Raw genomic sequence first — 22,915 nt, forward strand, 5'->3', positions numbered from 1 at the left:
GGTCTTTCTCCACTGTTGGTCACTTGGTCTTGATGCGGGGGTCGATGAGCGGGGCGACCAGATCGGCGATCAGGTTGCCGAGCACGATGGCGGTGGCCGAGACCATGGTGACGCCCATGATCACGGGGATGTCGATGCGCTGGATCGCCTGCCATGCCAGCTGGCCGATGCCGGGCCAGCCGAACACGCTTTCGACGACGACGATCCCCGACATGAACAGGCCGATATCGATGCCGATCATCGCGATGATCGGCAGGATCGCGTTCGGCATGACGTGGCCGGCGACGATCCGCAGCTTTGACAGGCCCTTGGCCCGCGCGGTCCGCACCAGGTCCTGGTTGAGCACCTCGATCATCGAGGAGCGCATCATCCGGCTGTACCAGCCCGCCCCCAGCAGCCCGAGGGTGATCGAAGGCAGGACCAAGTGCGCGAAGGTGCCGTAGCCGCCGATCGGGAACCATCCAAGCTGCACGGCAAAGACGTAGAGCAGCAGGATGCCGATCACGAATTGCGGGGCCGAAATCGCCACGAAGGAGAAGATCATCAAGGAATGGTCCACGGGCCGGTTGCGGCGCAGTGCCGCGACCACGCCGATCGTCAGGCCCATGATCAGCTCGGTTACGATGGCCGAAACCATCAGCAGCAGGCTTGCCGGCAGGCGTGACGCGATCAGCGACGAGACCTCGGCCCGCTGTAGGTAGGACCGGCCCATGTCGCCCTGGGCAAGTCCGGTCAGGTAGCGCCAGTACTGGACGACCAGCGGATCGTTCAGCCCCAGCTGATTGCGGATGTTGTCGACCGTCGCCGCGGTGGCCGAGCGTCCGGCGATCTGCCGAGCGGGATCGGCGGGTACGAGATAGAGCAGCACGAAGGTGACGAAGGTAATCCCGAGCAGGATCAGCGCGCTCTCGAACAGGCGCCGCAGGAGGTAGCCCCACATCAGTGCCGCCCCTGCAATGTCGGATCGAGGATGTCGCGCAGGGCGTCCCCCACCAGGTTGAAGGCCAGTGCCAGCAGCACGATCAGCAGGCCGGGGAAGAACACCAGCCAGGGCGCCGTCGAGAAGTAGGTCTGGTTCTCGAAGATGATGTTGCCCCAGGACGGCATCGGCGGCTGTACCCCGACGCCAAGGTAGCTGAGCGTTGCCTCCAGCAGCACGGTCGTGGAAATGCCCAGCGTCCCGAAGACGATGATCGACGGCAGCAGGTGTGGCAGCAGGTGCCTGAAGAGGATGCGGATCGGCCCCGACCCGATCGAGCGCTGAACCTGTATGAACTCGCGCTCGGTCAGGCTGCGGGTTTCGGTGTAGATCACCCGGCTCATCTGCACCCAGTTCACCATGGCTATCACCAGCGCCACGATCAGCAGCGATGGCTGGAATATCGCGGCCAGCACGATGGCGAGCAGCAGCGCCGGGAAGGCCATCATCAGATCGGTGAAGCGCATCAGGATCGTTGCGGTCCAGCCGCCGAAATATCCCGCCGTGATGCCGACTCCCGCGCCAAGAAGGACGGCGATGCCATTGGCCAGCACGCCGATGATGAGCGACGTGCGCGTGCCAAGGATCAAGCGCGAGGCGAGGTCGCGGCCCAGCAAATCCGTGCCCAGAACGTAGACGCCGCCCGGCGGGAGGGGGCCGCCCATCAGATCAAGCCCGTCAAAGCTTTGCTCGAAAGGATCCGCCGGCATCAGCCACGGTGCGAAGAGGGCGGCGAGGAACATGGCCGCGATGATGACCATGCCGAAGGCCGCGCGGGGGCGCCGCATCAGCTGGCGCAGCACCTCGCGCGCGCCGCTGCGGCGTGGGCGCGTCGCGGGACCGACCACCGGATCGAGGGCCGCGTTCATCGCTGGCCCTTTCGGTGTGTCTGGCCCGCCGCCAGGACCGCGCGCGCCGCGTCCTCCAGCGATGTCCGGCCGACCATTGCCATCGTGCGCAGCTGTTTCAGCGCCAGCGCCTCGTTCTCGCCATCTGCGGCCAGGGCGATCACCGCGCGTACCACGTCGAGACGGCCGGCCCGCAGATGCGCGACCTCGGCCCGCTCCCGCGCAAGGTCCTGACGCCGCTCGAAAGTGGCATGGGCGATGACCAGTGCCGAGAACAGGTTGCCTAGCGCCGAGAGGGGAAGGAACGCGTCGACGTTCTGACGCAGGGCCCAGCCAAGCCGGCCGGGACTTTCTGATCCGATCAGGCCTATCACCGGCATCGGCGCTTCGCCTGCCGGCCAGGGCAGGGCGGCGTCATGGCCGGTGTCGACGTCGATCACGACCATGTCGGCGGCCATGGCCTCGGCGGTGGGCAGGTCGCGACGGTGTCCCGCCGCGCTAATGCCGAGCCTGTCGCAACGTTCGACCACCCGCGCGATCGCATCGTCCGAGCGGTGCAGGATCAGAGCAGACCGTCCGGCGAAGTTGTGCTGAGGGACATCGATCATTTCACGATCCTCAGTTGTGGCCGCGGAACAGGACGGCGGCGGTCGACGACAGGCAGACCCTGGCGCGACAGGTAGGGATCGGCGGCAACAGGCGCGGTGGCGCGTTCGATCACGCGAAACCGTCCATCGCGCGCGATGGCCACCCTGGGCGCGAGGGCGGCGTGACGCATGACCGGATCGATACTGATCGCACCGAGCGCGGTGCTCACCGGCGCCATGCTCGCCGCGCGGAAGACGGCCTCTGGGGCGTCTGTTCCGGCGCGTGTGACGGAGTCGGCGAAGATCTCAACCGCCGCATGTGCCGTCGCGAGAAAGGCCGAGACCCGGCCATTGGGCGCATGGGCGCGCGCAACGGCACACAGGGCAGGGTCGGCATCCTCCGCGAAGAAGCTGCCGACCGAGAGCAGCCCATCGGCGTGAGCGCCCAGTTCGTCCAGATCGGCTTCGGTCTGGTTGAAGCTGATCAGGTGACCCGCCTTACCTTGCCGGGACCTGTCACGCGCGCCAAGGCTGCGGACGAAGCCGACGCTGGACGGTCCGATCAGACTGTTGACCACGCAGTCGGGCGAAAGGGCCGTGATCTCGTCGATAACGTGGTCGTGCTGGTCCGAGCCCAGCGCGATGAAGCGTTCGCCGACCACCTCGATCCCGTAGGCCTGCAGACGGTCGCGCGCCAGCCGCAACGTCTCCCATCCCCAGACGTAATTCGAACCGACGAGGTAGGCGCGCGACATGCGCTGCGACGCGATCCAGTCGATGGCTGGCACGACATGGTGGTTTGGCGCGGCCCCGAGGTAGACCACGTGATCATTGCACTCGAACCCCTCGTAGGGGCAGGGGTACCACAGCAGCCCGCCCTTGCGTTCGAGGATCGGGATCATGTCCTTGCGGCTCCACGAGGTGATCGCTCCGATGATGTTGCGCACACCCGCATCGAGCAGCTCGGACGTCATTGCCGCGTAGAGGGCGGGATCGCCACCCGGATCGCGAATGACCGGCTCGATCTCGATCCCGCTTGCGCGCGCGACCTTGTCGATGGCCCCCAGCGCGCCGGCGAACGCGCTCTGTCCCAGGGCGGCGTAGCTGCCTGTCGTCGAGAAGATCAGACCAAGTTTGTAGGACACGTGCCCCCCGGAAACGAAAAAGGCCCCGCCCCACCGGAGATCCGGTGGCATGCGAGGCCCGATTGCCTGGGTCGATCGATGCGACCATGTGAAATCAGGCTGCGGCGAAGGTGCCGGGTTGTCCAGCGACGCGAAGGGCCCCTTTGGGCGAATACGCGAGTGCCTGTTTCGTAATCGCCGAACTGAGGCGAATGACCACCGATCTTGCGGAGCCATGAGGCTGTGCCTGACTTCGCGACGCTGAGCCGCCGCTAAAGACCGAAACCAGATCCTGCGGCAATCCGTCGCCTGGGTCGCGCTGAGATCGAACCAGTCGCATGACCTCAACCGGGAAAGGGGGAAGTGCGCTTCAAGCGGAATAGCGCAACGCCGTTGTTCTGCGGGTGTCGCTGTCAGCCGGCTCGGGCGTCAACAGCGCTGAAGGCGGCCTGTCGGGGCAGTCACTCGGGGCATTCGTCAACCTATCCCATATGGGTCAGCGGCCCAGCCCCCCAATTTCCTTTGCCTGAACAGGCCCTGTTGCACAGGTTCCGTAAGGGACTCATCGACCGTCCCCTATGACGGCCCCAAGGGGCCGCCGCCCGTCCCGCGCGCCGGGCTCAGCTGCCGGCGTCCGGGGCAGCGGCGCCGGGCAAAGCCGTTCGCTTGGCCCCGCGCATCACCGTCCGGTTCACGTCCAGAAGATGCTCTTCCATCAGCTGGGCCGCCCCATGGCCGTCCCTGCAGGATATCGCCGCGAAGAGGGCGCGGTGCTGCTCGCCGAAGCGGGCCATGACGTCGGGCGTGTGACTCTCGCGGCGGACCTCGCCCCAGGTGGCGAGTTTCCTGACCGTGCGGAGCGACTCGTACATCTCGAGAAAGAGCGGATTTCTGGCGGCAACCGCGATGTTGTAGTGGAAGATGTCGTCGGCGATCTCGTAGGCGGCGCGCTCGGACTGGTCGATGGTCGCCAGCATCAACTGCTCCAGCCGCGCCAGATCCTCGCTGCGCGCCCGGGCGGCGGCATGGGCGGCGAGGGCGGGCTCGATCTCGAGGCGCACCTCCATGATGTCCTGCGGCGTCGCCTCGCGGGCGATGCGCGACAGGGTGCTCGATCCCTGCGACACCGGCGGCGCGGCGAAGGTGCCGCGCCCCTGCCGCCGGTAGATCACCCCGTCGCACTCCAGCCGCTCGAGCGCCTGGCGCAGTTTGGCGCGGCTGATGCCGAAGCGGTCCGCCAGATCCCTCTCGGGCGGCAGGCGGCCATCGGGGGGCAGTGCGCCAGAGGCGATCAGCCTGCTCAGCCTCTGCGCCAGCCCCTCGTCCCCGGTCATGCCCGCAGGGCCGCGTAGAGATCGAGACCCATGCGGGCGGAGGTGATCAGCAGGAACAGCCCGAAGGTCAGGCGCAGGGCGCGGCGCGGGATCCGATGGGCGATGGCGACCCCGACCCGCGCGAAGACCACCGTCAGCGGGATGATGATCGCGGCCGCGGCAAGGTTGACGTAGCCGAAGGACAGCGGCGGCAGCCCGGTTTGCCCCAGGCCGGTCAGCACGTAGGTGATCGCGCCGGGCAGCCCGATGATGAAGCCGATGGCCGCCGAGGTGCCGACGGCGCGGCGGATCTCGTAGCCGAGAAAGCTCAGGAGCGGCACGCAGACGGTGCCGCCGCCGATCCCCATCATCGCCGAGATGGCGCCGGCGATGACGCCGAAGACCGCCCAGAGGGGCTTGGAAAAGCTGCGCGGGCTGTCGATCTCTCCGCCGCCGCGCAGGATCATGTCGAGCGCGACAACAAGCGCCACCACGGCAAAGACCGCGATCAGCGCCAGCCCCGAGACGATGCCGCCGAGCACGCCGCCGATGACCACCCCGACGAGGATCGAGGGCCCCCAGAGCTTGAGCAGGTCGAAGTCGATGGCGCCGCGCCGGTAATGCCCGAGCGAGGAGCTGAGCGAGGTGAAGATGATCGTGGCCAGAGAGGTGCCCACGGAAAGCTGCATCACCTGCCCGGCATCCATCCCCGTCAGGGACAGGGCGAAGTAGAGGGCGGGGACGATGACGATGCCGCCGCCGACGCCCAGAAGCCCGGCGAGGATGCCGCCGCAGATGCCCGCGGCGAGGGCGGGCAGGGCGATGGTGGCGAAAAGGGCCGAAAGCTGGTCTTCCACGTCAGGCCTCCGCCGTGTCCGTTGCCTGCGACAGGCTGGGCCGGCCCGCCGCGCGCCGCCGCTCCTCCGCCGCCCTTATGGCCGCGTCGATGGGGGCGCGATCCGTGCTGCCGGAGAAGTTGTCCGAGGTGGCGAAGCTATCCGCGACGTGGACGTAGCGCTCGCGCGAGACCTCGAGCAGGCGGGCAAGCTCGGCCAGCGGATCGGCGTGATCGTCTACCCGCAGGTCGAGCACGGCATAGCGCTCGCCGCGGTTGATCTTCAGCCCCGCCGCCTGCCGCCCGCGCTTGTCGCCGCCGGCCTCTTCGCCCGCGCGCATGGCATGGAGCAGCCGGTCGGGCAGGGGCAGATCGCGCGCCTCCTCGTAGGCGTCGAAGGTCGCCTGCACCACCTCGGGGCCGGTCAGCATGTTGCCGGCGACGGAATGCGCCTCGCCCGTCAGGTGACCGCACCAGTCGACACAACCCGCGCCGGTATGGGCGGCGAAGCGGCCCTCGGCGTCGAGCATGTGGCACTGCCGGATCGCCTGGCCGCCGTCACGCTGGACGAGATCGGCAAGCACCGTCTCCGCCGCCTCTCCGGCCTCGAGGCGAGACAGCCCCTCGATCCCCCAAAGCGGGTTGACGAAGGCCTGCGTGGCGACGGCCGAAGTTGCGCCGACATGGGGCACGATGGCGCCGCAGGCGAAGAAACGAGAGGCGACGGCGATGCCGATTTCCCCGGTCCGGGCGTCGCGGGCGATGATCGAATAGGTCATCCTCAGCGTCCGATCGCATAGGCCTGCATCAGGCGCGGTGTGGCCGCCGCCGTCAGGCTGCCGTCGGGCAGGCGCCGCGCGGCGGTCAGCCGCCCGACCGTCCAGGGCGCGGCAACCGTCACCCGGTGTCCGCGCGCGCGCAGGGCAGTGATGCAATCCTCGCCGACATTCGGCTCGATCATCATCTCGGCGGGCTTGACCGCGCGGGGGAAGAAGGACCCCTGAAAATGCATCGAATGGAACAGCGGCGCATCCATGCCCGCCTGCATCCCCAGCCCGTGATGGACGAAGCGCAGGAACCAGATCAGCTGCCACTGGTCCTGCTGGTCGCCGCCGGGCGTACCGAAGACCAGCCGCGTGCCGTCGCGATGCTCGGCCAGCGTCGGCGTCAGCGTGGTGCGGGGGCGGCGGCCCGGGGCGAGGGAGGTCGGCAGACCCTCCTCCAGCCAGAACATCTGCGCGCGCGAGTTCAGCGCAAAGCCGAGGCCGGGGATCACCGGGTTCGACTGCAGCCAGCCGCCCGAGGGCGTGGCCGAGACGCAGTTGCCCCAGCGGTCGATCACGTCGAGATGGACGGTATCGCCTTTCCTGTCGGTCAGATGCGCCATGGTCGGCTCCTGCGCGCCGACCTCTGCCACGCCGAAATCGCGGGCGGCGCGGGCGATATAGGCCTCGGCCTGATGCTCGAAGCCGGGAACGCGGCCGGGGCGCTGTTCGGTCGAGGCGTCGTGGCCGATGAGTTTCGCGCGCTCGGCGTTGTAGGCCTCGGACAGCAGGTGCTCCATCGGCACTTCGCTGTGAACGGGATCGCCGTAATAGGCCTCGCGGTCGGCGTAGGAGAGTTTCATCGCCTCGATGACCGTATGCACGAACTCCGGCCCCATCGGGTCCATCGCGGCGAGGTCGAAGTGCTTGAGGATCGCCAGCGATTGCAGAAGGACCGGGCCCTGGCCCCAGGGGCCGGTCTTGTGCAGCGTCCAGCCCTCGTAGTCGTAGGACAGCGTCGGCTCGATCTCGGCGCGCCAGCCCGCCATGTCCTCGGGGGCGAGGACGGCGCGGTTCTTGCGCTCGGACACGTCGTGGACCTCGGCGTCCTTCAGGTAGTCGAAGATCGCCTCGGCGACGAAGCCTTCGGCCCATGCGCCGCGGGCAGCGTCGATCTGGGCAATGCGGTCCTCGCCCGCGGCCTCGCCCGTCTCGACGAGGCGCTGGTAGGTCGCGGCGAGGTCGGGGTTGCGGAAAAGGGCATGCGCTTCGGGCGCCTTGCCGCCGGGGGTCCAGACCGCCGCCGAGGTCGGCCATTCGGCGGCGAAGTACTCGGCCAGCCCGCCGATGGTGTCAGCCACGCGCGGCAGCATCGGATGGCCGTCGCGGGCATAGCCGATGGCGGGCGCCATCACGTCGCGCAGGGTCAGGGTGCCATGTTCGCGCAGCATCAGCATCCAGCCGTCGAAGGCGCCGGGCACGACCGTGGACAGAAGGCCCGATCCCGGGATCAGCTCGATGCCTTGCGCCTTGTAATGCGCGATGGTGGCGGCCTGCGGCGCCACGCCCTGCGCCGCGACGACGCCGGGGCCGGTCTCGGCGCTGTGAAAGACCACGGGCAGATCGCCCGCCGGGCCGTTCAGATGCGGCTCGACGATCTGCAGGGTCAGGCCGGTGGCGACGGCGGCGTCGAAGGCATTGCCGCCCTTCTCGAGGATGGCCATCCCGACGGCCGAGGCGATCCAATGCGTCGAGGTGACGACGCCGAAGGTGCCGCGGATATCCGGACGGGTCGTGAAGTCGGTCATGAAGCCTCTGTCATTGTTCGCGGGGATCGAGCGCGTCGCGCAGCCCGTCGCCCAGAAGGTTGAAGCCGAGCACCACGAGGAAGATCGCGATGCCGGGGTAAAGCGCCATCCAGGGCGCTTGGCTGAGGAAGTTCTTCGCCGTGTTCAGCATCGACCCCCAGGAGGGTGCGGGCGGCTGCTGCCCAAGGCCAAGGAAGGAGAGCGAGGCCTCGGCGATGATCGCCGTGGCGATGGTCAGCGTGGCCTGCACCAGCACCGGCGGCAGGATGTTGGGAAAGATGTAGCGGGCGAGGATCTTGCGCGTCGGCAGGCCGATGGCGCGGGCGCTGTCGACGTAATCCTCGGCCGCGACGCTCAGCACCTGGCCGCGGGTCAGCCGCACGAAGAGCGGCGTCGCCGAGATGCCGATGGCGATCATCGCATTGGTCAGCGAGGGCCCGAGGAAGGCCGCGAGCGCGATGGCGAGGATCAGGAAGGGCGCGGCGAGCAGGGCCTCGGTGCAGCGCGAGATCACGGCATCGGTCCAGCCGCCGAAATAGCCCGCCACGATGCCCAGCGGCACGCCGACGGCGACGGCAATGGCGACCGAGACCACCCCCGCGAGGAGCGAGGCCTGGGCCCCCCAGATCATCCGCGCCAGCACGTCACGCCCGATCTCGTCCGTGCCTAAGGGATGCACCAGCGAGGGCGCCTGCCGCACCGCGCCCCAGTCGGTCGCGGTGGGATCGGCGATCGGAAGCACGGGGGCCAGCATGGCGATGATCACGAAGAAGGCCACCAGAACACCGCCCAGCATGGCAGAGCGATGGGTGCGGAACTTCTTCCACACGCGGTTCTCGGGGCGGCGGTCGAGGACCGGGTCGTTCGCGCTTTCGGCGTCGACGGTCATCGGGGTCGCGGTTTGGGCCATCACTGCTTCCTCAGACGCGGGTTGAGAAGGACGTAGGCGACATCCGCAAAGAGGTTCATCACGATGAAGCCCACGGCGGTGACGAGGACGATGCCCTGCACCACGGCGTAGTCGCGGTTGAAGACGGCATCGACGATTAGCTTGCCGAAGCCCGGCACGGTGAAGATCTGCTCGGTCAGCACGGCGCCGGCGATCAGCTCTCCGAAGAGCAGGGCCGACAGGGTGACGATGGGCGTCAGCGCGTTCCGGAAGGCGTGTTTCAGGATCACCCGCCGCTCCTTGAGGCCCTTGGCGCGCGCGGTGCGCACGTAGTCCGATGTCAGCACCGTCAGCATGGCCGAGCGGGTGTGCCGCATCAGCGTCGCGGCCAGCGCCGTGCCCAGCACGAAGGCGGGCATGATCATCACCTGGATCGAGCGCAGCGGATCCTCGTCGAAGGGCACGTAACCCGAGGCCGGCAGAAGCTGCCATTTCACCGAAACCAGCAGGATCAGCATGATCCCCAGCCAGAAGTTCGGGATCGACAGGCCCGACAGCGCCACGACGTTGGCGATGTAATCGGTGACCGTGCCCTTCTTGATCGCCGAGAGGATGCCCGCCGGGATGCCGATGACCAGCGCGAAGATCATCGCCATGGTCGCAAGCTGGATCGTCACCGGCAGCTTCTCACCGATCAGCTCGAGAACCGGCTGGTTGGTGCGCAGCGAGATGCCGAGATCGCCGATCAGGGCATTGCCGATCCATGTGAAATACTGAACCGGAAGCGGGTCGTTCAGCCGGTACTTCTCGCGCAGGAATTCGATGGTCGCGGGGTCACGCTCCTCTCCGGCCATGGCAAGGACCGGATCGCCCGGCAGCAGCTTCTGCAGCGCGAAGACGAAGATCGAGATCAGGATGATCGTCGGGATCGCGACCAGCAGGCGGCGAAGGATGAAGGACAGCATGGCGGCTCTCTGCATCGGGTGTCGGCCCCGCGCGCAGCACGCGGGGCCGGGAGGGGTTTAGCCCTCGGTCTTGGTGACGCCGCTGAGGCGGATCATCCCGTCGGGGTAGGGCACGAAGCCTTCGATCGCGTCGTCGATCGCCCAGGTCCAGGTCTCGTGGTAGAGGTACACCAGCGGCGCATCCTCGTTCAGGATGTCGCGGGCCTGGTCATAAAGCTCCTTCCGCTCGGCCTGGTCGTTCGAGGCGCGGGCCTCGTCGAGAAGGCGGTCGACCTCTTCGTTGGAATAGCCCGAGTCGTTGATCCCGCCGTCGGTGGTGACGAACTGGTGGATGTTGCCATCGGGATCGACGCGGCCCGACCAGCCGACCTGGCTTGCCGTGTAGTCGCCGGCAGTCTGGTCCTGCAGCTGGGTCGCGAACTCCTTCGAGGTGATTTCGATGGTGATGCCGGCTTCGGAGACCATGGACTGCACGACCTGCATCAGCTGCAGCGGCACGTTGGTGTTGGGCACCTGCACCTCAAGCGTGATGCCGTCGCCGTAGCCGGCCTCTTCCAGCAGGGCGCGGGCGGCCTCAACGTCGCGCTCGGGGACGGGGTAATCCGCGTCGTACCAGGGCGAGTTCGGCGGGAAGGGCTGGTTGCCCGGCGCGGCGGCGCCTTCGAAGACGACCTGGTTGATGATGTCGCGTCCGATGGCGAGGCTCAGCGCCCGGCGCAGGCGCGAATCCTGGCCCCAGGGGGTATCCGCCCGCTCGCCGTTGCCGACGTTGAAGGTGATGCCCTGGTAGCCCAGCGAGACGGCACTCTCGACATTGATGCCGCCATCGGCCTCGACCTGCGCCAGATCCGTCGCGGCAAGGCGCTCGAGGATGTCGATATCGCCCGACTGCAGGTTCGCCAGACGCACGGTGGTGTCCGGGATCGGCAGGAAGGTGACGGTGTCGAAGTGGTACTCGTCGGCGTTCCAGTAATCGTCGAACTTGCTCAGCACGATGCGGTCCTGGGCGATCCGCTCCTCGAAGGCATAGGGGCCCGAGCAGACGGGGTTCAGCCCGAAATCGGCGCCCGCCTCTTCGGCGGCGGCGGGCGAGATCATCATTCCGGCACGGTCGGCCAGCTGCGCCAGCAGCGTGGCGTCCGGCCCGGACAGGTCGAGGCGGATTTCGTATTCGCCCAGCACCTCGGTGCCGGTGATCGAGGCCAGCTCGGACTTGCGGCGGCTTTCCTCGAGCGTCTGGCTGCGCTCGATATTGGCGGCCACGGCCTCGGCGTTGAAGGGCGTGCCGTCGTGGAAGCTCGCGTCCTCGCGCAGGGTGAAGGTGACCGAGGTGTTGTCCTCGGACCATTCCCACCCGGTGGCGAGCTGGGGGATGATCTCGAGATCGGGGGTGATGTCGACCAGCTTGTCGCAAAGCGAGGTATAGACGATCCGGCCCACGAAGGTGCGCGACTGGTCCGGGTCGAGCACATCGGCATCCGATTGCAGCGCGATCCGCAGATCCTGGGCCTGCGCGCCGATCGCCGTCGCGCCCAGTAGCGCCGCGGCAAGCGTCATGCGTGTAAGTGTCATTGCAACATGTCTCCTTGTGTTGGGTCGTGCCGCCCTTGGCCGAGCGGTTCTTGGATTGTCAGGCCGTCTCGCGCGGGCGCAGCGTGCCCCCGGCAAGCGCATCGGCGTACATGGCAAAGCGCGCCTGGGCCGCAGCGGTGCGGCCGCTGCCTTCGGTGGCCCGGGGCAGGGGGGCCTCTGCCGCGATCTCCTCGAAGAAGTGGCAGGCGGCGCGGTGGCCGGGCGCGGTGTCGGTCACGCGCAGCGCCGGCACATCGGCCCGGCAGGCCTCGCGCGCGAAGGGGCAGCGGGTGTGAAAGCGGCAGCCCGAGGGCGGGTCGAGCGGGCTCGGCATCTCGCCGGTCAGGGCGATCTGGTGGCGGGCGCGGCCATGCTCGGCCACCGGGATCGCCGAGAGGAGGGCGCGCGTGTAGGGGTGGCGGGGCGAGGCGAAGATCTCGTCCGTCGGGCCTTCCTCGACCACCGAGCCGAGGTACATGACCGCGACCCGGTCGCTCATGTGGCGGATCACGGCAAGGTCGTGGGCGATCACCACCAGCGTCAGGCCCAGCGCATCGCGCAGGTCCGCCAGCAGGTTGATCACCTGCGCCTGCACGCTGACATCCAGCGCCGAGACCGGCTCGTCCCCGATGATCAGCTTCGGCCCGGAGGCGAGGGCGCGGGCGATGCCGATGCGCTGGCGCTGCCCGCCCGAGAACTCGTGCGGGTAGCGGTCCGCATGCTCGGGCCGCAGCCCGACCTGCGCCAGAAGCTCCGAAACCTTGGCGCGGCGGTCCTTGGCGGACATCTCTGGGGCATGGGTCTCCAGCGGCTCGCCCACGAGGCGCCCGACGGTCATGCGCGGGTTGAGCGAGCTGAAGGGGTCCTGAAAGATGAACTGCATGTCACGGCGCAGTTCCGTCAGGGCGCGCCCCTTGGCCCTGTCGATCTGGCGCCCCTCGAAGGTCATCTGGCCCGAGGTCGGCTCGATCAGGCGCATGAGCATCCGGGCCAGCGTCGATTTCCCGCAGCCCGACTCGCCCACGATGGCGAGGGTCTCGCCCTGCCGGACCGAGAGCGAGACATCCTCCACGGCCCGCAGCACCTTGGGCTTCGCGAAGAGCGAGCCGCCGATCTTGAAATGCCGGGTGAGGTTCAGCGCCTCGAGGATCGGTTCGGGCATCAGCCGGGCTCCAGCCAGTCGTTGAGGGGGGCGAAGTGGCACAGCGCGTGGTGGCCTCCGCCGAAGTCGCGGCTGGGCGGCTCTTCGGCGCAAAGCGGCTGCGCGAAGGGGCAGCGGGTCGAGAAGCGGCAGCCCTTCGGCATCGTCTCGATCGTCGGGACGGTGCCCGGCACGGTCGCCAGCCGCTCGCGCGGGCCGGTCAGCCGCGGCATCGAGGACATCAGGCCAATCGTGTAGGGATGCTGGGGGTCGTTGAAGATCGCCTCGGCCGGGCCGGATTCGACGATTGTTCCGGCGTACATCACCGCGACCTTGTCGGCGATCTCGGCCACCACGCCCAGATCGTGGGTGATCATGATCGTGCCCATGCCGGTCTCGGCCTGCAGGTCGCGGATCAGGTCCAGGATCTGCGACTGGATCGTGACGTCGAGCGCGGTCGTCGGCTCGTCCGCGATCAGCAGCGCGGGATCGTTGGCCAGCGCCATCGCGATCATCACGCGCTGGCGCATGCCGCCCGAAAGCTGGTGCGGGTATTCGCTCATCCGCGCCTCGGGCGCCGGGATGCCGACGCGGCCCAGCATCTCGACCGCGCGGTCGCGGGCCTGCGCCTCGGAGACCGGCCTATGGGCGCGCACGGCCTCGGCGATCTGGTCGCCAACCCGAAAGGCCGGGTTCAGCGAGGTCATCGGCTCCTGGAAGATCATCGCGATATCGGCGCCGCGGTGGCGCCGCAGCGCGGCGGTATCCGACAAGTCGTAGGGCGCCCCGCGGAACTGGATGTCGGCCTCGGTAATGGTTGCCGCGCCCTTCGGCAGCAGGCCCATGATCGCGAGCGAGCTCACGCTTTTGCCGCAGCCCGACTCGCCCACGATGCACAGCGTCTCGCCCGGGGCGACGGAGTAGCGCAGGCCCTTAAGAAGGTCGGTCTGCGAGGCGCCGAAGCCGAGGCTGAGCGCGCGCACGTCGAGCAGCGGAGCGGATGTGGTGGAGGGCGTGACCAATGTTCAAACCATTCATTGATTGGTTTCGACCGTATCCGGCAACTTTCTTACGTCAATGCCGCCCGCCAATTCGGAATGCATCACGGAGATTTGTGCATGGAATTTGTCACCTCTGCCTATCGATTGGGCAGAGCGCATTTGGCTGGCGGGCAGCAGCGCAGTCCCGCGCCTCCTAACCATGGCTTCGCAGGGGGGCCGGGGTGCAGGGCGCAGAGGGCGCGAAACCGCTCCGCTCTCACGATATTGCAATCGTATGCAATCGCCGTAAGCTGCCCCCGTGAAGACAGCAGGGACAGGTGACATGACCGCGCAGAGCAACCAGCCGCCCGCCGGGGCAGAGTACCTCAAGGCGCCGGGGCGCAGCATCGCCGAGGACGACAGCCGCACCGCAGAGCTGGTCGCCGAGGTGATCGCGCGCGTCCGGGCCGAAGGCGACGCCGCGGTCCGCGACTATTCCATCCGCTTCGACAAGGCCGATCTCGACAGCTTCGAGGTGACTGCCGCGCAGCGCGAGGCGGCGCTCGATGCGCTCGATCCGCAGACGCGGGCCGATACCGAGTTCGCCATCGCCAATGTCCGCCGCTTCGCCGAGGCACAGCTCGGCTCTCTCACCGAGATAGAGGTCGAGGTGCTGCCCGGCGTGCATCTGGGCCACCGCAACATCCCGCTCGAACGCGTCGGCTGCTACGTGCCGGGCGGGCGCTACCCGCTGCTCTCGGCGCCGATCATGACCATCGTGCCGGCCAAGGTCGCCGGCGTGGGCGAGGTCATCGCCTGTCTGCCGCCAAACGCGCACGAGGCGATGGTGGCCGGCTGCCACCTTGCCGGGGCGGACCGCATCTTCCGCATCGGCGGGGCGCAGGCCATCGCCGCCATGGCGCTGGGCACAGAGACCGTGCCGCGCGTCGACAAGATCGTCGGCCCCGGCAATGCCTTCGTGAACGAGGCCAAGCGGCAGGTCTTCGGCCCCGTCGGCATCGACCAGCTGGCCGGCCCCTCCGAGATCTTCATCCTCGCCGACGAGACCGGCGATGCCGAGATGATCGCGACCGATCTTCTGGCCCAGGCAGAGCATGACGTGCGCACCCGCGTCGGTCTGATCACCACCCATCGCCCCCTGGCCGAGGCGGTGCTGGCCGAGGTCGAGCGCCAGCTTGGCGATCTGTCCACCGCCGAGACGGCGGGCGCCGCCTGGCGCGACTTCGGCGAGATCGCCCTCGTGTCGGACGAGGCGGCGATGATTGCCTATTCCGACATCATCGCGGCCGAGCATCTGCAGGTGCATACGCTCGATCCCAAGGCCATGGCGAAGAAGCTGTCGCACTATGGCTCTCTCTTCATCGGAGAGCTGTCGAGCGTGGTCTATTCCGACAAGTGCTCGGGCACGAACCACACGCTGCCGACCATGGCGGCGGGGCGCTATACCGGCGGGCTCTGGGTCGGCAGCTATCTCAAGACCGTGACGCACCAGTGGCTGACGCCCGAGGGCGTCGCCGCCGTCGCCCCGCCCGCCGCGCGGCAGGCCGCGACCGAGCGGCTGGAAGGCCACCGCCGCGCCGCGCAGCTGCGGCTCGACCGGATGCAGGGCTAGGGCGCGCCGCTGTCCTGCCCCCGAGGTGGCATCGGGGGCAGGGGCGGGGCCAGCGGCAGCGAGGCCTCGAAAAAGGCCTGGGCGATCTGGCACAGCCGCGCCTCCTCGCCGGGGCGGCCGATGATCTGCAGGCCCAGCGGCAGCCCCTCTGCCAGCCCGCAGGGCACCGAGATCGCGGGATGGCCCGTCAGGTTGAAGGGGAAGGTGCGCATCGGCGTCCAGACCGCGCCCCCCTCGAAGGCCGAGAAGGGCAGGGCCGGTCCCAGCGTCGTCGCGCAGATCAGCACGTCGAAGGGGGCGAGGGCCGCGTCCATCGCCGCCGTCAGCCCCTTTGCCACCTGCCGTGCGGCGGCAAGATCCTCGGGCGTCAGCAGCGCGCCGCTGATCAGGTTGGCGCGGGCATCGCGGCCGTAGCGGTCGTAATGCTGCGCGAGGCGGGGGGCATGCACCTCCAGCGCCTCGGCCTGAAGGATCACACTCGCGGCCTCCTCGTAGGGCGCATAGGGCGGCAGATCGGCCAGCACGACCGGCATCCCCAGCCGCGACAGCAGCCCCACCGCATCATCGAGGGCCGGCAGCAGCGCCGGATGCGCCGCCGCATCCTCCAGCCAGCCGCGGGCATAGCCGATGCGCAGCCCGGTCGGGTCCTGCCCCAGCCGCTCCGTCACCGGGCGGCCCGCCATCACCTCCAGCAGCAGCGCGGCCTCTGCCGGGGTCGCGGCGAGGGGCCCAACGCAGTCGAGGTGCGGCGAGAGGGGGAAGGCCCCCTCCGCCGGCACCAGCCCGCGCGTCGGCTTCAGCCCGGTCACCCCGCAATAGGCCGCGGGGCTGCGGATCGAGCCGCCGGTATCGGTGCCCACCGCGCCGCGCAGCAGCCCGCCCGCCACCGCTGCGGCAGAGCCGGAGGAGGAGCCGCCGGTGATATGCGCCCCGTTCCATGGGTTGCGCGCCGGGGGATGCGGCTGATCCCAGGCCGGGCCGGTCAGGGCAAACTCGTAGGTCACCAGCTTGGCCAGCGGGATCGCGCCCGCCGCGCGCAGACGGGCCACGGCCTCGGCATCGCGCGCCGCCGGCACCGGATCGACGGAAGCGGAGCCGAAGGTGCCCGGCTGGCCTGCGACATCGACGATGTCCTTCACGCCCAGCGGCAGGCCGTGCAGCGGCCCGACCGCTTCGCCTGCGTCCAGCGCCGCCTGGGCCGCCTCTGCCGCCTGCATCGCGCCGCCTGCGTCCAGATAGGCCACGGCGCCGATACCGGGATCGCGCGCCGCAATCCGGTCCAGCGCCGCCTGCATCAGCGCCGGCGCCGTGAGCGCGCCCTGCCGCAGGGCCAGCGCCTGCTCGGCGAGGGGCGTGTCGAGCGGATCAGTCATCGCCGGCCTCCGCCCGCAGCCGCCGCGCCGTCTCGCGCAGCGACAGGGCCGCGGGCAGGGCGGCCGCGACCTCCGCTGGCGGCGGCGCGATGCCGAGCTCGGCAAGGGCGGCGGCCAGGGTGTCCTGGTCCGAAAGGGGCGCGGGATCGGGCATGGAACACTCCTCGCAAAGCACTTGAATACGTATGCACATCCGGTAGGGTCGGGGAAAGAGGCACAGCTCGATGAGGGACGCGATGGCAGGTCAGGACAAGGCCGAGGGGCCCATGGGCGAGGCGGCGCAGCAGGCAAGGCCGCAGGCGCTGGGCGCGGCGCCTGAGGCAAAGGTGCTGCAAAGCGAGCGGCGCGATTTCACCGATCTGGTGCCGACGGATCGCCCGCGCGCGCAGTCGATGCAGGGCTTTGACGACTGCTACACCGACATCGTCGACTACATCGTCCGCTGCACCCACAAGATCTGGGACGAGCGCGACGTGGGCCTGATCTATACCCATTACACGCATAACTGCGTCCTTTATGGCACCATGGGCGCGCTCTACACCCGCGAAGAGGTCGTGCGCGACACGATCCAGCGCCTCGTCTCCTTCCCCGAGCGGCGCGGGATGGCGACGCAGGTGGTCTGGGGCGGCGACGACCGCGAGGGGTTCTATACCTCGCATCTCGTCACCGGCTCGGGGCGCTATACGCAGAACGGGCATTTCGGCCCGGCCAGTGGCCGCCCCTTCGTCAGCCGCACCATCGCGGACTGCATGATCTACCAGAACAAGATCTATCGCGAATGGGTCGTGGCCGACCAGATGGCCATCGTGAAGCAGCTTGGCCTCGATCCGCAGGCCTGGGCCGAGAGGATCGCGACCGCGAAGCTGTCGCAGGGCGTCAACTCGCTCGATATCGGCGAGACGGGGGCGATGCTGGGCCAGTACCCCCCCGCGGAGGAGGCGGACCTCAGCCTCGCCTCCACCGACCTCGAGCGGCGGGTGCTGGACTGGATGCACCAGGTCTACAATCGCAAGATGTTCGGCCGCATCCGCGCCGAATACGCGCCGACCGCGCAGTACCACGGCCCCCTGATGAAGGAGCTGTATGGCGTCACATCGGTCATGCATCAGACCATCGGCCTCGTGGGATCCTTGCCCGACGCGCAATTCGCGCCGCAGCACATCTGCTCGACCCCCTGCGACGAGGGCGGCACCAAGGTCGCCGTGCGCTGGATCATGGAGGGGCATCACCTGGGCTACGGCGGCATCGAAAGCTTCGGCGATCCGACCGGCAAGCGGGTGCAGGTCATGGGCATCACCCATCTGCACTACAAGGACGGGCGCATCGTCGACGACTGGACGGTCTATGACGAGCTGTCGATGCTGGTGCAGGTCAAGATGGCGCAGCTTGCGGATCGGCCCTCGGCCCTGGCGGAGTGACCTGTTCCTCGCCGCCGGTGCCGCTATGCTGGGCGCCTGACGAGATTGGCGGCGAGGACGGACATGGCGGACAGACCGGTGACATCCGTGGACGTGGCGCGCCTTGCCGGCGTCAGCCAGTCCGCTGTCTCGCGCTACTTCACGCCCGGCGCCTCGGTCTCGGCCCGCATGGCCGAGAAGATCCGCGAGGCTTCTGACACGCTGGGCTATCGGCCCAACGTTCTGGCACGCTCGCTGATCACCGGGCGCAGCCGGATCGTCGGGCTGGTGGTCCATTACCTCGAGAACCAGTTCTATCCCGAGGTGGTGGAAAAGCTGTCCGTCGCGCTGCAGGCGCAGGGCTACCACGTGCTGCTGTTCATGGCGCAGCGCACGGTGGGCGATGTCGGGCCGGTGGTGCAGGACATCCTCGATTACCGCGTCGATGCCATCGTCATGGTCTCGGTCTCCGTCAGCTCGGTCCTGGCAGAGCGCTGCGCCGCGCTGTCGATCCCGGTGCTGCTGTTCAACCGCGATCAGCCCGCGACGGGGCTGCGGGCCGTCACCTCGGACAACATCGAGGGCGGGCGCCTTGCCGCGCAGGTGCTGCTGGCCGGCGGCGCGCGGCGCATCGGCCATCTCGCCGGCTTCGAGGAGGCGCAGACCCAGATCGAGCGCGAACAGGGCTTTACCGAGGCGCTGGCCGAGGCCGGGCAGTCCATCAGCGCCCGCGCGGTGGGCAACTACCATTATGCCCAGGCGGCAGAGGCGACGCGGGCGCTGATGGCGGACCGACCCGACGCGATCTTCGCGGCGGACGATCACATGGCCTTCGCCGCGCTCGACGTGATCCGCCACGAGTTCCGCCTGCGGGTGCCCGAGGATGTCGCCGTGGTCGGTTTCGACGACGTGCCGATGGCCGCCTGGCCCAGCTTCGACCTGACGACGATCCGGCAGCGGCGCGACCTGATGGTCGAAGGCGCGGTGGCCGACCTCATCGCCGCGATCGAGGGCGAGGAGGGGGACACCCCGCGCAAGCGCCGCATCCCGCCCGAGCTGGTCGAGCGCGGCACCACTCGCCGCGCCTGATCCCTCAGCTCCAGCGGCAGATACAGGCGCCCCAGCCGTCCAGCCGGATCTCCCGCCCTTCCAGATCGGCGCCCGAGGCCATGACCGGCTCTGCCGCGCGCGGCAGGGCGAAGCGCTGCGGCTCGCGCGCCATGTTCAGCACCACGCACAGACCCCCTTCGCCGATTTCGCGCGCATAGGCGAAGAGGGCAGGGTGATTCGGCGCAAGGTCGCGGTAGCCGCCGTAAACCAGCGCGGGTTCGGCATGGCGCAGGGCGATCATCGCGCGGGTCCAGTCGTAGATGCCCTTCGGGTCGGCGCGGTCGGCGGCGACATTGACCGCCTCCGCGTTCGGGTTGATGACCAGCCATGGCTGCCCGCTGGTGAAGCCGGCCCCCGGCCCCCCGTCCCATTGCATCGGCGTGCGCGTATGGTCGCGGCTGGTCCGGTTGAGGCGGGCGAGGAACTGCGCCTCGTCGGCGGTGCCGGCCTTCTGCGCGCGGGCCCAGGCATTGCGCACGGCGATGTCGTCGAACTGCGCGATCGCGGTGAAGGGGAAGTTCGTCATCCCGATCTCGTCGCCCTGGTAGAGGAAGGGCGTGCCGACCTGCGTCAGCAGCAGGGTCATCAACGCCTTGGCAGAGGGAACGCGCCAGCCCGGCGCGTCGTCGCCGTAGCGGCTGACCGGGCGGGTGGTGTCGTGATTGGCAAGGTAGACCGTGGTCCAGCCATGCGCGTCCATGCTGGCGGCCTGCCGGGCGAAGATCGCCTTGAACTCCGGCAGGGTCCAGTCGCGGGGCCAGCCGCCCTCGCCACGGTCGAACTCCACCACGTCGAACTGGAAGATCATGTCCAGCTCGCCGCGCCGGGCATCGACCATCCGCCGCATCTGCGCCTGGTCGAGGCCATTGCCCTCGCCCACCGTCATCACGTCGTACTGCGACAGCACCTCGGTGCGCATCTCGCGCAGGTAGTCGTGCAGATGCGGCCCCTCGGCATAATGCTTCTGCGGCGTGCCCCCCTCGGGGATCGGCGGAAAGCCGGGCGTCTTGGAGATGAAGGGGATCACGTCCATGCGGAAGCCGTCGACGCCCTTGTCGAGCCAGAAGCGCATGAGGTCCCAGACTGCGCCGCGCACCGCGGGGTTCTCCCAGTTCAGATCCGGCTGCTCGGGCGCGAAGAGGTGCAGGTAGTACTGGCCCGTCGCCTCGTCCCAGCTCCAGGCGGGGGTGGAGAAGAAGCTGGGCCAGTCGTTCGGCGGGCCGCCGCCGGGGGCGGGATCGGCCCAGATGTACCAATCGCGCTTCTGCGCATCGCGGCTGGCGCGGCTTTCCGCGAACCAGGCGTGCTGATCCGAGGTGTGATTGACCACGAGGTCCACCAGCAGCTTCATCCCCCGCGCATGCAGCCCCGCCAGCAGCGCGTCGAACTCCTCCATGCTGCCGAATTTTTCCGACACGGCGCGGTAGTCGCGGATGTCATAGCCGTTGTCGCGGTCCGGGCTGTCGTAATGCGGGGAAAGCCAGATCACGTCGACGCCGAGGTCCGACAGGTGGTCCAGCCGCGCGGTGATCCCGGCGAGGTCGCCGATCCCGTCGCCGTTGCCGTCCATGAAGCTGCGCGGGTAGATCTGGTAGGCCACGGCCTCCTTCCACCAGGCGCGCGCGATGCCGTTCACCCTATCTGTCGTCATGGCTAGAGACCGGGCGCCTCGACACGCTGGCCGTCCGGGCCGAAGACATGGCAGGCGCCCGGCGGGATGCGCGCATGCACCGTCTCGCCGATCTCCATGTCCGCCGCCTTGCCGGCCTTGAGCGCGATCATGTCCTCCTTGGCGCGGATCGCGAACATGGTGGAATCGCCCAGCTTCTCGACCGAGTAGACCGGCGCGGACAGGTTGCCGCCCTCGGAGACGACCTCCACGTCCTCGGCCCGGAAGCCCAGCGTGACGGGGCCTGAGACGGGATGCGGCAGCCCCTCGACGCGCAGCACGGGCGAGGTGAAGGTCCCGCCCGCGATCTCGCCCTCGATCAGGTTCATCGCCGGCGCGCCGATGAAGCTGGCGACAAAGGTATTGGCGGGGCGGTCGTAGATCTCCATCGGCGGGGCGACCTGTTGGGCCACGCCCTTGTTCATCACCACCACGCGGTCGGCCAGTGTCATCGCCTCGACCTGGTCGTGGGTGACGTAGATCGTCGTGGTCTTCAGCGTGTGGTGCAGGTTGGCGATCTGCGCCCGGGTCGAGACGCGCAGCTTGGCGTCGAGGTTCGACAAGGGCTCGTCCATCAGGAAGGCATTGGGTTCGCGCACGATGGCGCGGGCGAGGGCCACGCGCTGCCGCTGCCCGCCCGAGAGCGCGGCGGGCCGCCGGTCGAGAAAGCCGGTCAGTTCGACCATCTCGGCGGCCTTCATCACCCGCTCATGGTGCTGGTCCTTCGGCACCTTCCGGATGCGCAGCGGGAAGCGGATGTTCTCGTAGACCGTCATGTTGGGGTAGAGGCCGTAGGACTGGAACACCATGGAGATATCGCGGTCCTTCGGCTCCAGCCGGTTCACCATCTTGTCGCCCAGCCAGATCTCGCCCTCCGTCACCTCCTCGAGGCCGGCGATCATCCGCATCGTCGTGGACTTGCCGCAGCCCGAGGGGCCGAGCAGCACGAGGAACTCGCGATCCGGGATATGCAGCGTCAGGTCGTCGACGCCGACGAAGTCGCCCCAGCGGCGGCTGATGCCCTTGAGATTGATTTCGGCCAAGGGATTATCCTTTCACGGCGCCGGCGGTCAGCCCGCCGACGATCTGGCGCTGGAAGAACATCACCAGCAGGAACAGCGGCACCGTCGCCGAGACCACGGATGAGACGGCGAACATCACGTTCCCCTCGTTCTGGATCGAGCCGAGGAAGCTGGCGATCTTGGGGATCATGGTCTGGTTGTCCTGCCGCAGCAGCATCGCGGTGACGGCGAAGTCGTTGTAGGCGAGGAGGAAGCTGAAGAGCCCCGTGGTGATGATGCCCGGCCACATCACGGGCAGGATCACCGTGCGAAAGGCCTGGAAGCGGGTGCAGCCGTCGACCATCGCAGCCTCGTCGAGATCGCGCGGGACGCTCAGGAAGAAGCTGTGCAGCATCCACAGGGTGAAGGGCTGGTTGATCGCCACCAGCACGATGATCGAGGTGGTGAGCGTGCCCCAGATGTTCAGCTCGAAGAAGGGCACGAGGTAGCCGGAGACCAGCGTGATATGCGGCATCGCGCGGAAGATCAGCGCGACGATCAGGATCCAGAAGGCATAGCGATAGCCCGAGCGGGCAAGGGCATAGCCGCCCAGCGTGCCCAGGATCAGCGACAGCGTCACGGTGGCGACCGTGACGATGGCGGTCGACAGCGCCGCGGCCCAGAAATCGTTCAGCACCCAGGCGCCGTAGTAGCCATCCCCGGTAAAGGCCCCGCCGGTCTGGCGGACCGTGTTCACCCCGGTCAGGGCATTGGTCCAGTCCACCCGGCTGAAGAAGTCGGGCTCGACCTTGAAGCTGCCCCAGGCGGTCCAGAGGAAGGGGAAGCCGGCGGTGACCATCCAGACCAGCACGAAGAGCGTGGCGAAGACGGACAGCAGGCGGGAGGGGCGGTGCGCGGTCATGGCAA

Annotated in this window: 21 protein-coding genes; 3 read left to right on the top strand and 18 right to left on the bottom strand. The window is 68.6% G+C overall.

Going from position 1 to position 22,915, the window contains the following annotated elements; translation table 11 throughout:
• Positions 1-19 precede the first annotated feature (19 nt).
• The 13 genes from DFP88_RS00975 to DFP88_RS01035 form a co-directional block, all read right to left on the bottom strand.
• Positions 20-940, bottom strand: a complete 921-nt coding sequence (locus tag DFP88_RS00975) for an ABC transporter permease (protein WP_110812581.1) — start codon at positions 938-940, stop codon at positions 20-22.
• On the bottom strand, positions 940-1,848 hold the full coding sequence (locus DFP88_RS00980) for an ABC transporter permease (protein ID WP_110812582.1): 909 nt from the start codon (positions 1,846-1,848) through the stop codon (positions 940-942). The genes DFP88_RS00975 and DFP88_RS00980 overlap by 1 nt, the downstream gene beginning before the upstream one ends.
• Positions 1,845-2,435, bottom strand: a complete 591-nt coding sequence (locus DFP88_RS00985; RefSeq protein WP_110812583.1) for an ANTAR domain-containing response regulator — start codon at positions 2,433-2,435, stop codon at positions 1,845-1,847. The genes DFP88_RS00980 and DFP88_RS00985 overlap by 4 nt, the downstream gene beginning before the upstream one ends.
• The gene (locus DFP88_RS00990; protein WP_181418529.1) at positions 2,432-3,559 is read right to left on the bottom strand and encodes a transporter substrate-binding protein; all 1,128 of its coding nucleotides are present in this window, start codon (positions 3,557-3,559) and stop codon (positions 2,432-2,434) included. The genes DFP88_RS00985 and DFP88_RS00990 overlap by 4 nt, the downstream gene beginning before the upstream one ends.
• A 599-nt stretch (positions 3,560-4,158) precedes the next feature.
• Positions 4,159-4,872 (bottom strand): FadR/GntR family transcriptional regulator, encoded by a 714-nt coding sequence (locus DFP88_RS00995; RefSeq protein ID WP_110812585.1) that lies wholly within the window; start codon positions 4,870-4,872, stop codon positions 4,159-4,161.
• Entirely contained in the window at positions 4,869-5,708 is an 840-nt protein-coding gene (locus tag DFP88_RS01000) for a sulfite exporter TauE/SafE family protein (RefSeq protein WP_245904623.1), read from the bottom strand. The genes DFP88_RS00995 and DFP88_RS01000 overlap by 4 nt, the downstream gene beginning before the upstream one ends.
• Before the next feature lies 1 nt (position 5,709).
• A complete protein-coding gene (locus DFP88_RS01005) occupies positions 5,710-6,465 on the bottom strand; it encodes a DUF1028 domain-containing protein (RefSeq protein ID WP_110812586.1) in 756 nt (251 codons plus the stop codon).
• 2 nt (positions 6,466-6,467) lie between these two features.
• Positions 6,468-8,258, bottom strand: a complete 1,791-nt coding sequence (locus tag DFP88_RS01010; protein ID WP_110812587.1) for a gamma-glutamyltransferase family protein — start codon at positions 8,256-8,258, stop codon at positions 6,468-6,470.
• Positions 8,259-8,268: 10 nt separating this feature from the next.
• Positions 8,269-9,168 (bottom strand): ABC transporter permease, encoded by a 900-nt coding sequence (locus DFP88_RS01015; RefSeq protein ID WP_220032268.1) that lies wholly within the window; start codon positions 9,166-9,168, stop codon positions 8,269-8,271.
• Positions 9,168-10,112, bottom strand: a complete 945-nt coding sequence (locus tag DFP88_RS01020; protein WP_110812588.1) for an ABC transporter permease — start codon at positions 10,110-10,112, stop codon at positions 9,168-9,170. Before DFP88_RS01020 ends, DFP88_RS01015 begins: the two co-directional genes overlap by 1 nt.
• Before the next feature lie 57 nt (positions 10,113-10,169).
• Complete coding sequence (locus tag DFP88_RS01025; protein ID WP_110812589.1) at positions 10,170-11,684, bottom strand: ABC transporter substrate-binding protein; 1,515 nt, start codon at positions 11,682-11,684, stop codon at positions 10,170-10,172.
• A 58-nt stretch (positions 11,685-11,742) separates the two neighbouring features.
• Complete coding sequence (locus DFP88_RS01030; RefSeq protein WP_110812590.1) at positions 11,743-12,846, bottom strand: ABC transporter ATP-binding protein; 1,104 nt, start codon at positions 12,844-12,846, stop codon at positions 11,743-11,745.
• Positions 12,846-13,847, bottom strand: coding sequence for an ABC transporter ATP-binding protein (locus tag DFP88_RS01035; RefSeq protein WP_110812591.1), 1,002 nt, complete (start codon positions 13,845-13,847; stop codon positions 12,846-12,848). The genes DFP88_RS01030 and DFP88_RS01035 overlap by 1 nt, the downstream gene beginning before the upstream one ends.
• A 301-nt stretch (positions 13,848-14,148) precedes the next feature.
• Between DFP88_RS01035 and hisD the strand changes: the two genes are divergently transcribed.
• Positions 14,149-15,438, top strand: coding sequence for a histidinol dehydrogenase (hisD, locus tag DFP88_RS01040; RefSeq protein ID WP_110812592.1), 1,290 nt, complete (start codon positions 14,149-14,151; stop codon positions 15,436-15,438).
• On the opposite strand, the gene DFP88_RS01045 is transcribed toward hisD, so the two are convergent.
• Both DFP88_RS01045 and DFP88_RS16960 read right to left on the bottom strand, forming a co-directional pair.
• Positions 15,435-16,811, bottom strand: coding sequence for an amidase (locus tag DFP88_RS01045; protein ID WP_110812593.1), 1,377 nt, complete (start codon positions 16,809-16,811; stop codon positions 15,435-15,437). The two genes, hisD and DFP88_RS01045, sit on opposite strands and share 4 nt — an antisense overlap.
• Positions 16,804-16,965 (bottom strand): hypothetical protein, encoded by a 162-nt coding sequence (locus tag DFP88_RS16960; protein WP_181418530.1) that lies wholly within the window; start codon positions 16,963-16,965, stop codon positions 16,804-16,806. Before DFP88_RS16960 ends, DFP88_RS01045 begins: the two co-directional genes overlap by 8 nt.
• A 70-nt stretch (positions 16,966-17,035) precedes the next feature.
• On the opposite strand from DFP88_RS16960, the gene DFP88_RS01050 reads away from it, so the two are divergent.
• Positions 17,036-18,229 (top strand): nuclear transport factor 2 family protein, encoded by a 1,194-nt coding sequence (locus DFP88_RS01050; RefSeq protein WP_245904625.1) that lies wholly within the window; start codon positions 17,036-17,038, stop codon positions 18,227-18,229.
• A 63-nt stretch (positions 18,230-18,292) separates the two neighbouring features.
• Entirely contained in the window at positions 18,293-19,297 is a 1,005-nt protein-coding gene (locus DFP88_RS01055) for a LacI family DNA-binding transcriptional regulator (RefSeq protein WP_110812594.1), read from the top strand.
• 4 nt (positions 19,298-19,301) lie between these two features.
• Here the strand turns inward: DFP88_RS01055 and DFP88_RS01060 are convergent, their stop codons facing one another.
• The 3 genes from DFP88_RS01060 to DFP88_RS01070 are packed head-to-tail and all read right to left on the bottom strand — an operon-like array spanning position 19,302 to position 22,910.
• Entirely contained in the window at positions 19,302-20,969 is a 1,668-nt protein-coding gene (locus DFP88_RS01060) for an alpha-glucosidase (protein ID WP_110812595.1), read from the bottom strand.
• A 2-nt stretch (positions 20,970-20,971) separates the two neighbouring features.
• Positions 20,972-22,030, bottom strand: a complete 1,059-nt coding sequence (locus tag DFP88_RS01065) for an ABC transporter ATP-binding protein (RefSeq protein ID WP_110812596.1) — start codon at positions 22,028-22,030, stop codon at positions 20,972-20,974.
• 4 nt (positions 22,031-22,034) lie between these two features.
• Complete coding sequence (locus DFP88_RS01070) at positions 22,035-22,910, bottom strand: carbohydrate ABC transporter permease (protein ID WP_110812597.1); 876 nt, start codon at positions 22,908-22,910, stop codon at positions 22,035-22,037.
• Between the last annotated feature and the right edge of the window lie 5 nt (positions 22,911-22,915).

Source organism: Pseudoroseicyclus aestuarii, from assembly GCF_003217255.1.
Classification (GTDB): domain Bacteria; phylum Pseudomonadota; class Alphaproteobacteria; order Rhodobacterales; family Rhodobacteraceae; genus Pseudoroseicyclus; species Pseudoroseicyclus aestuarii.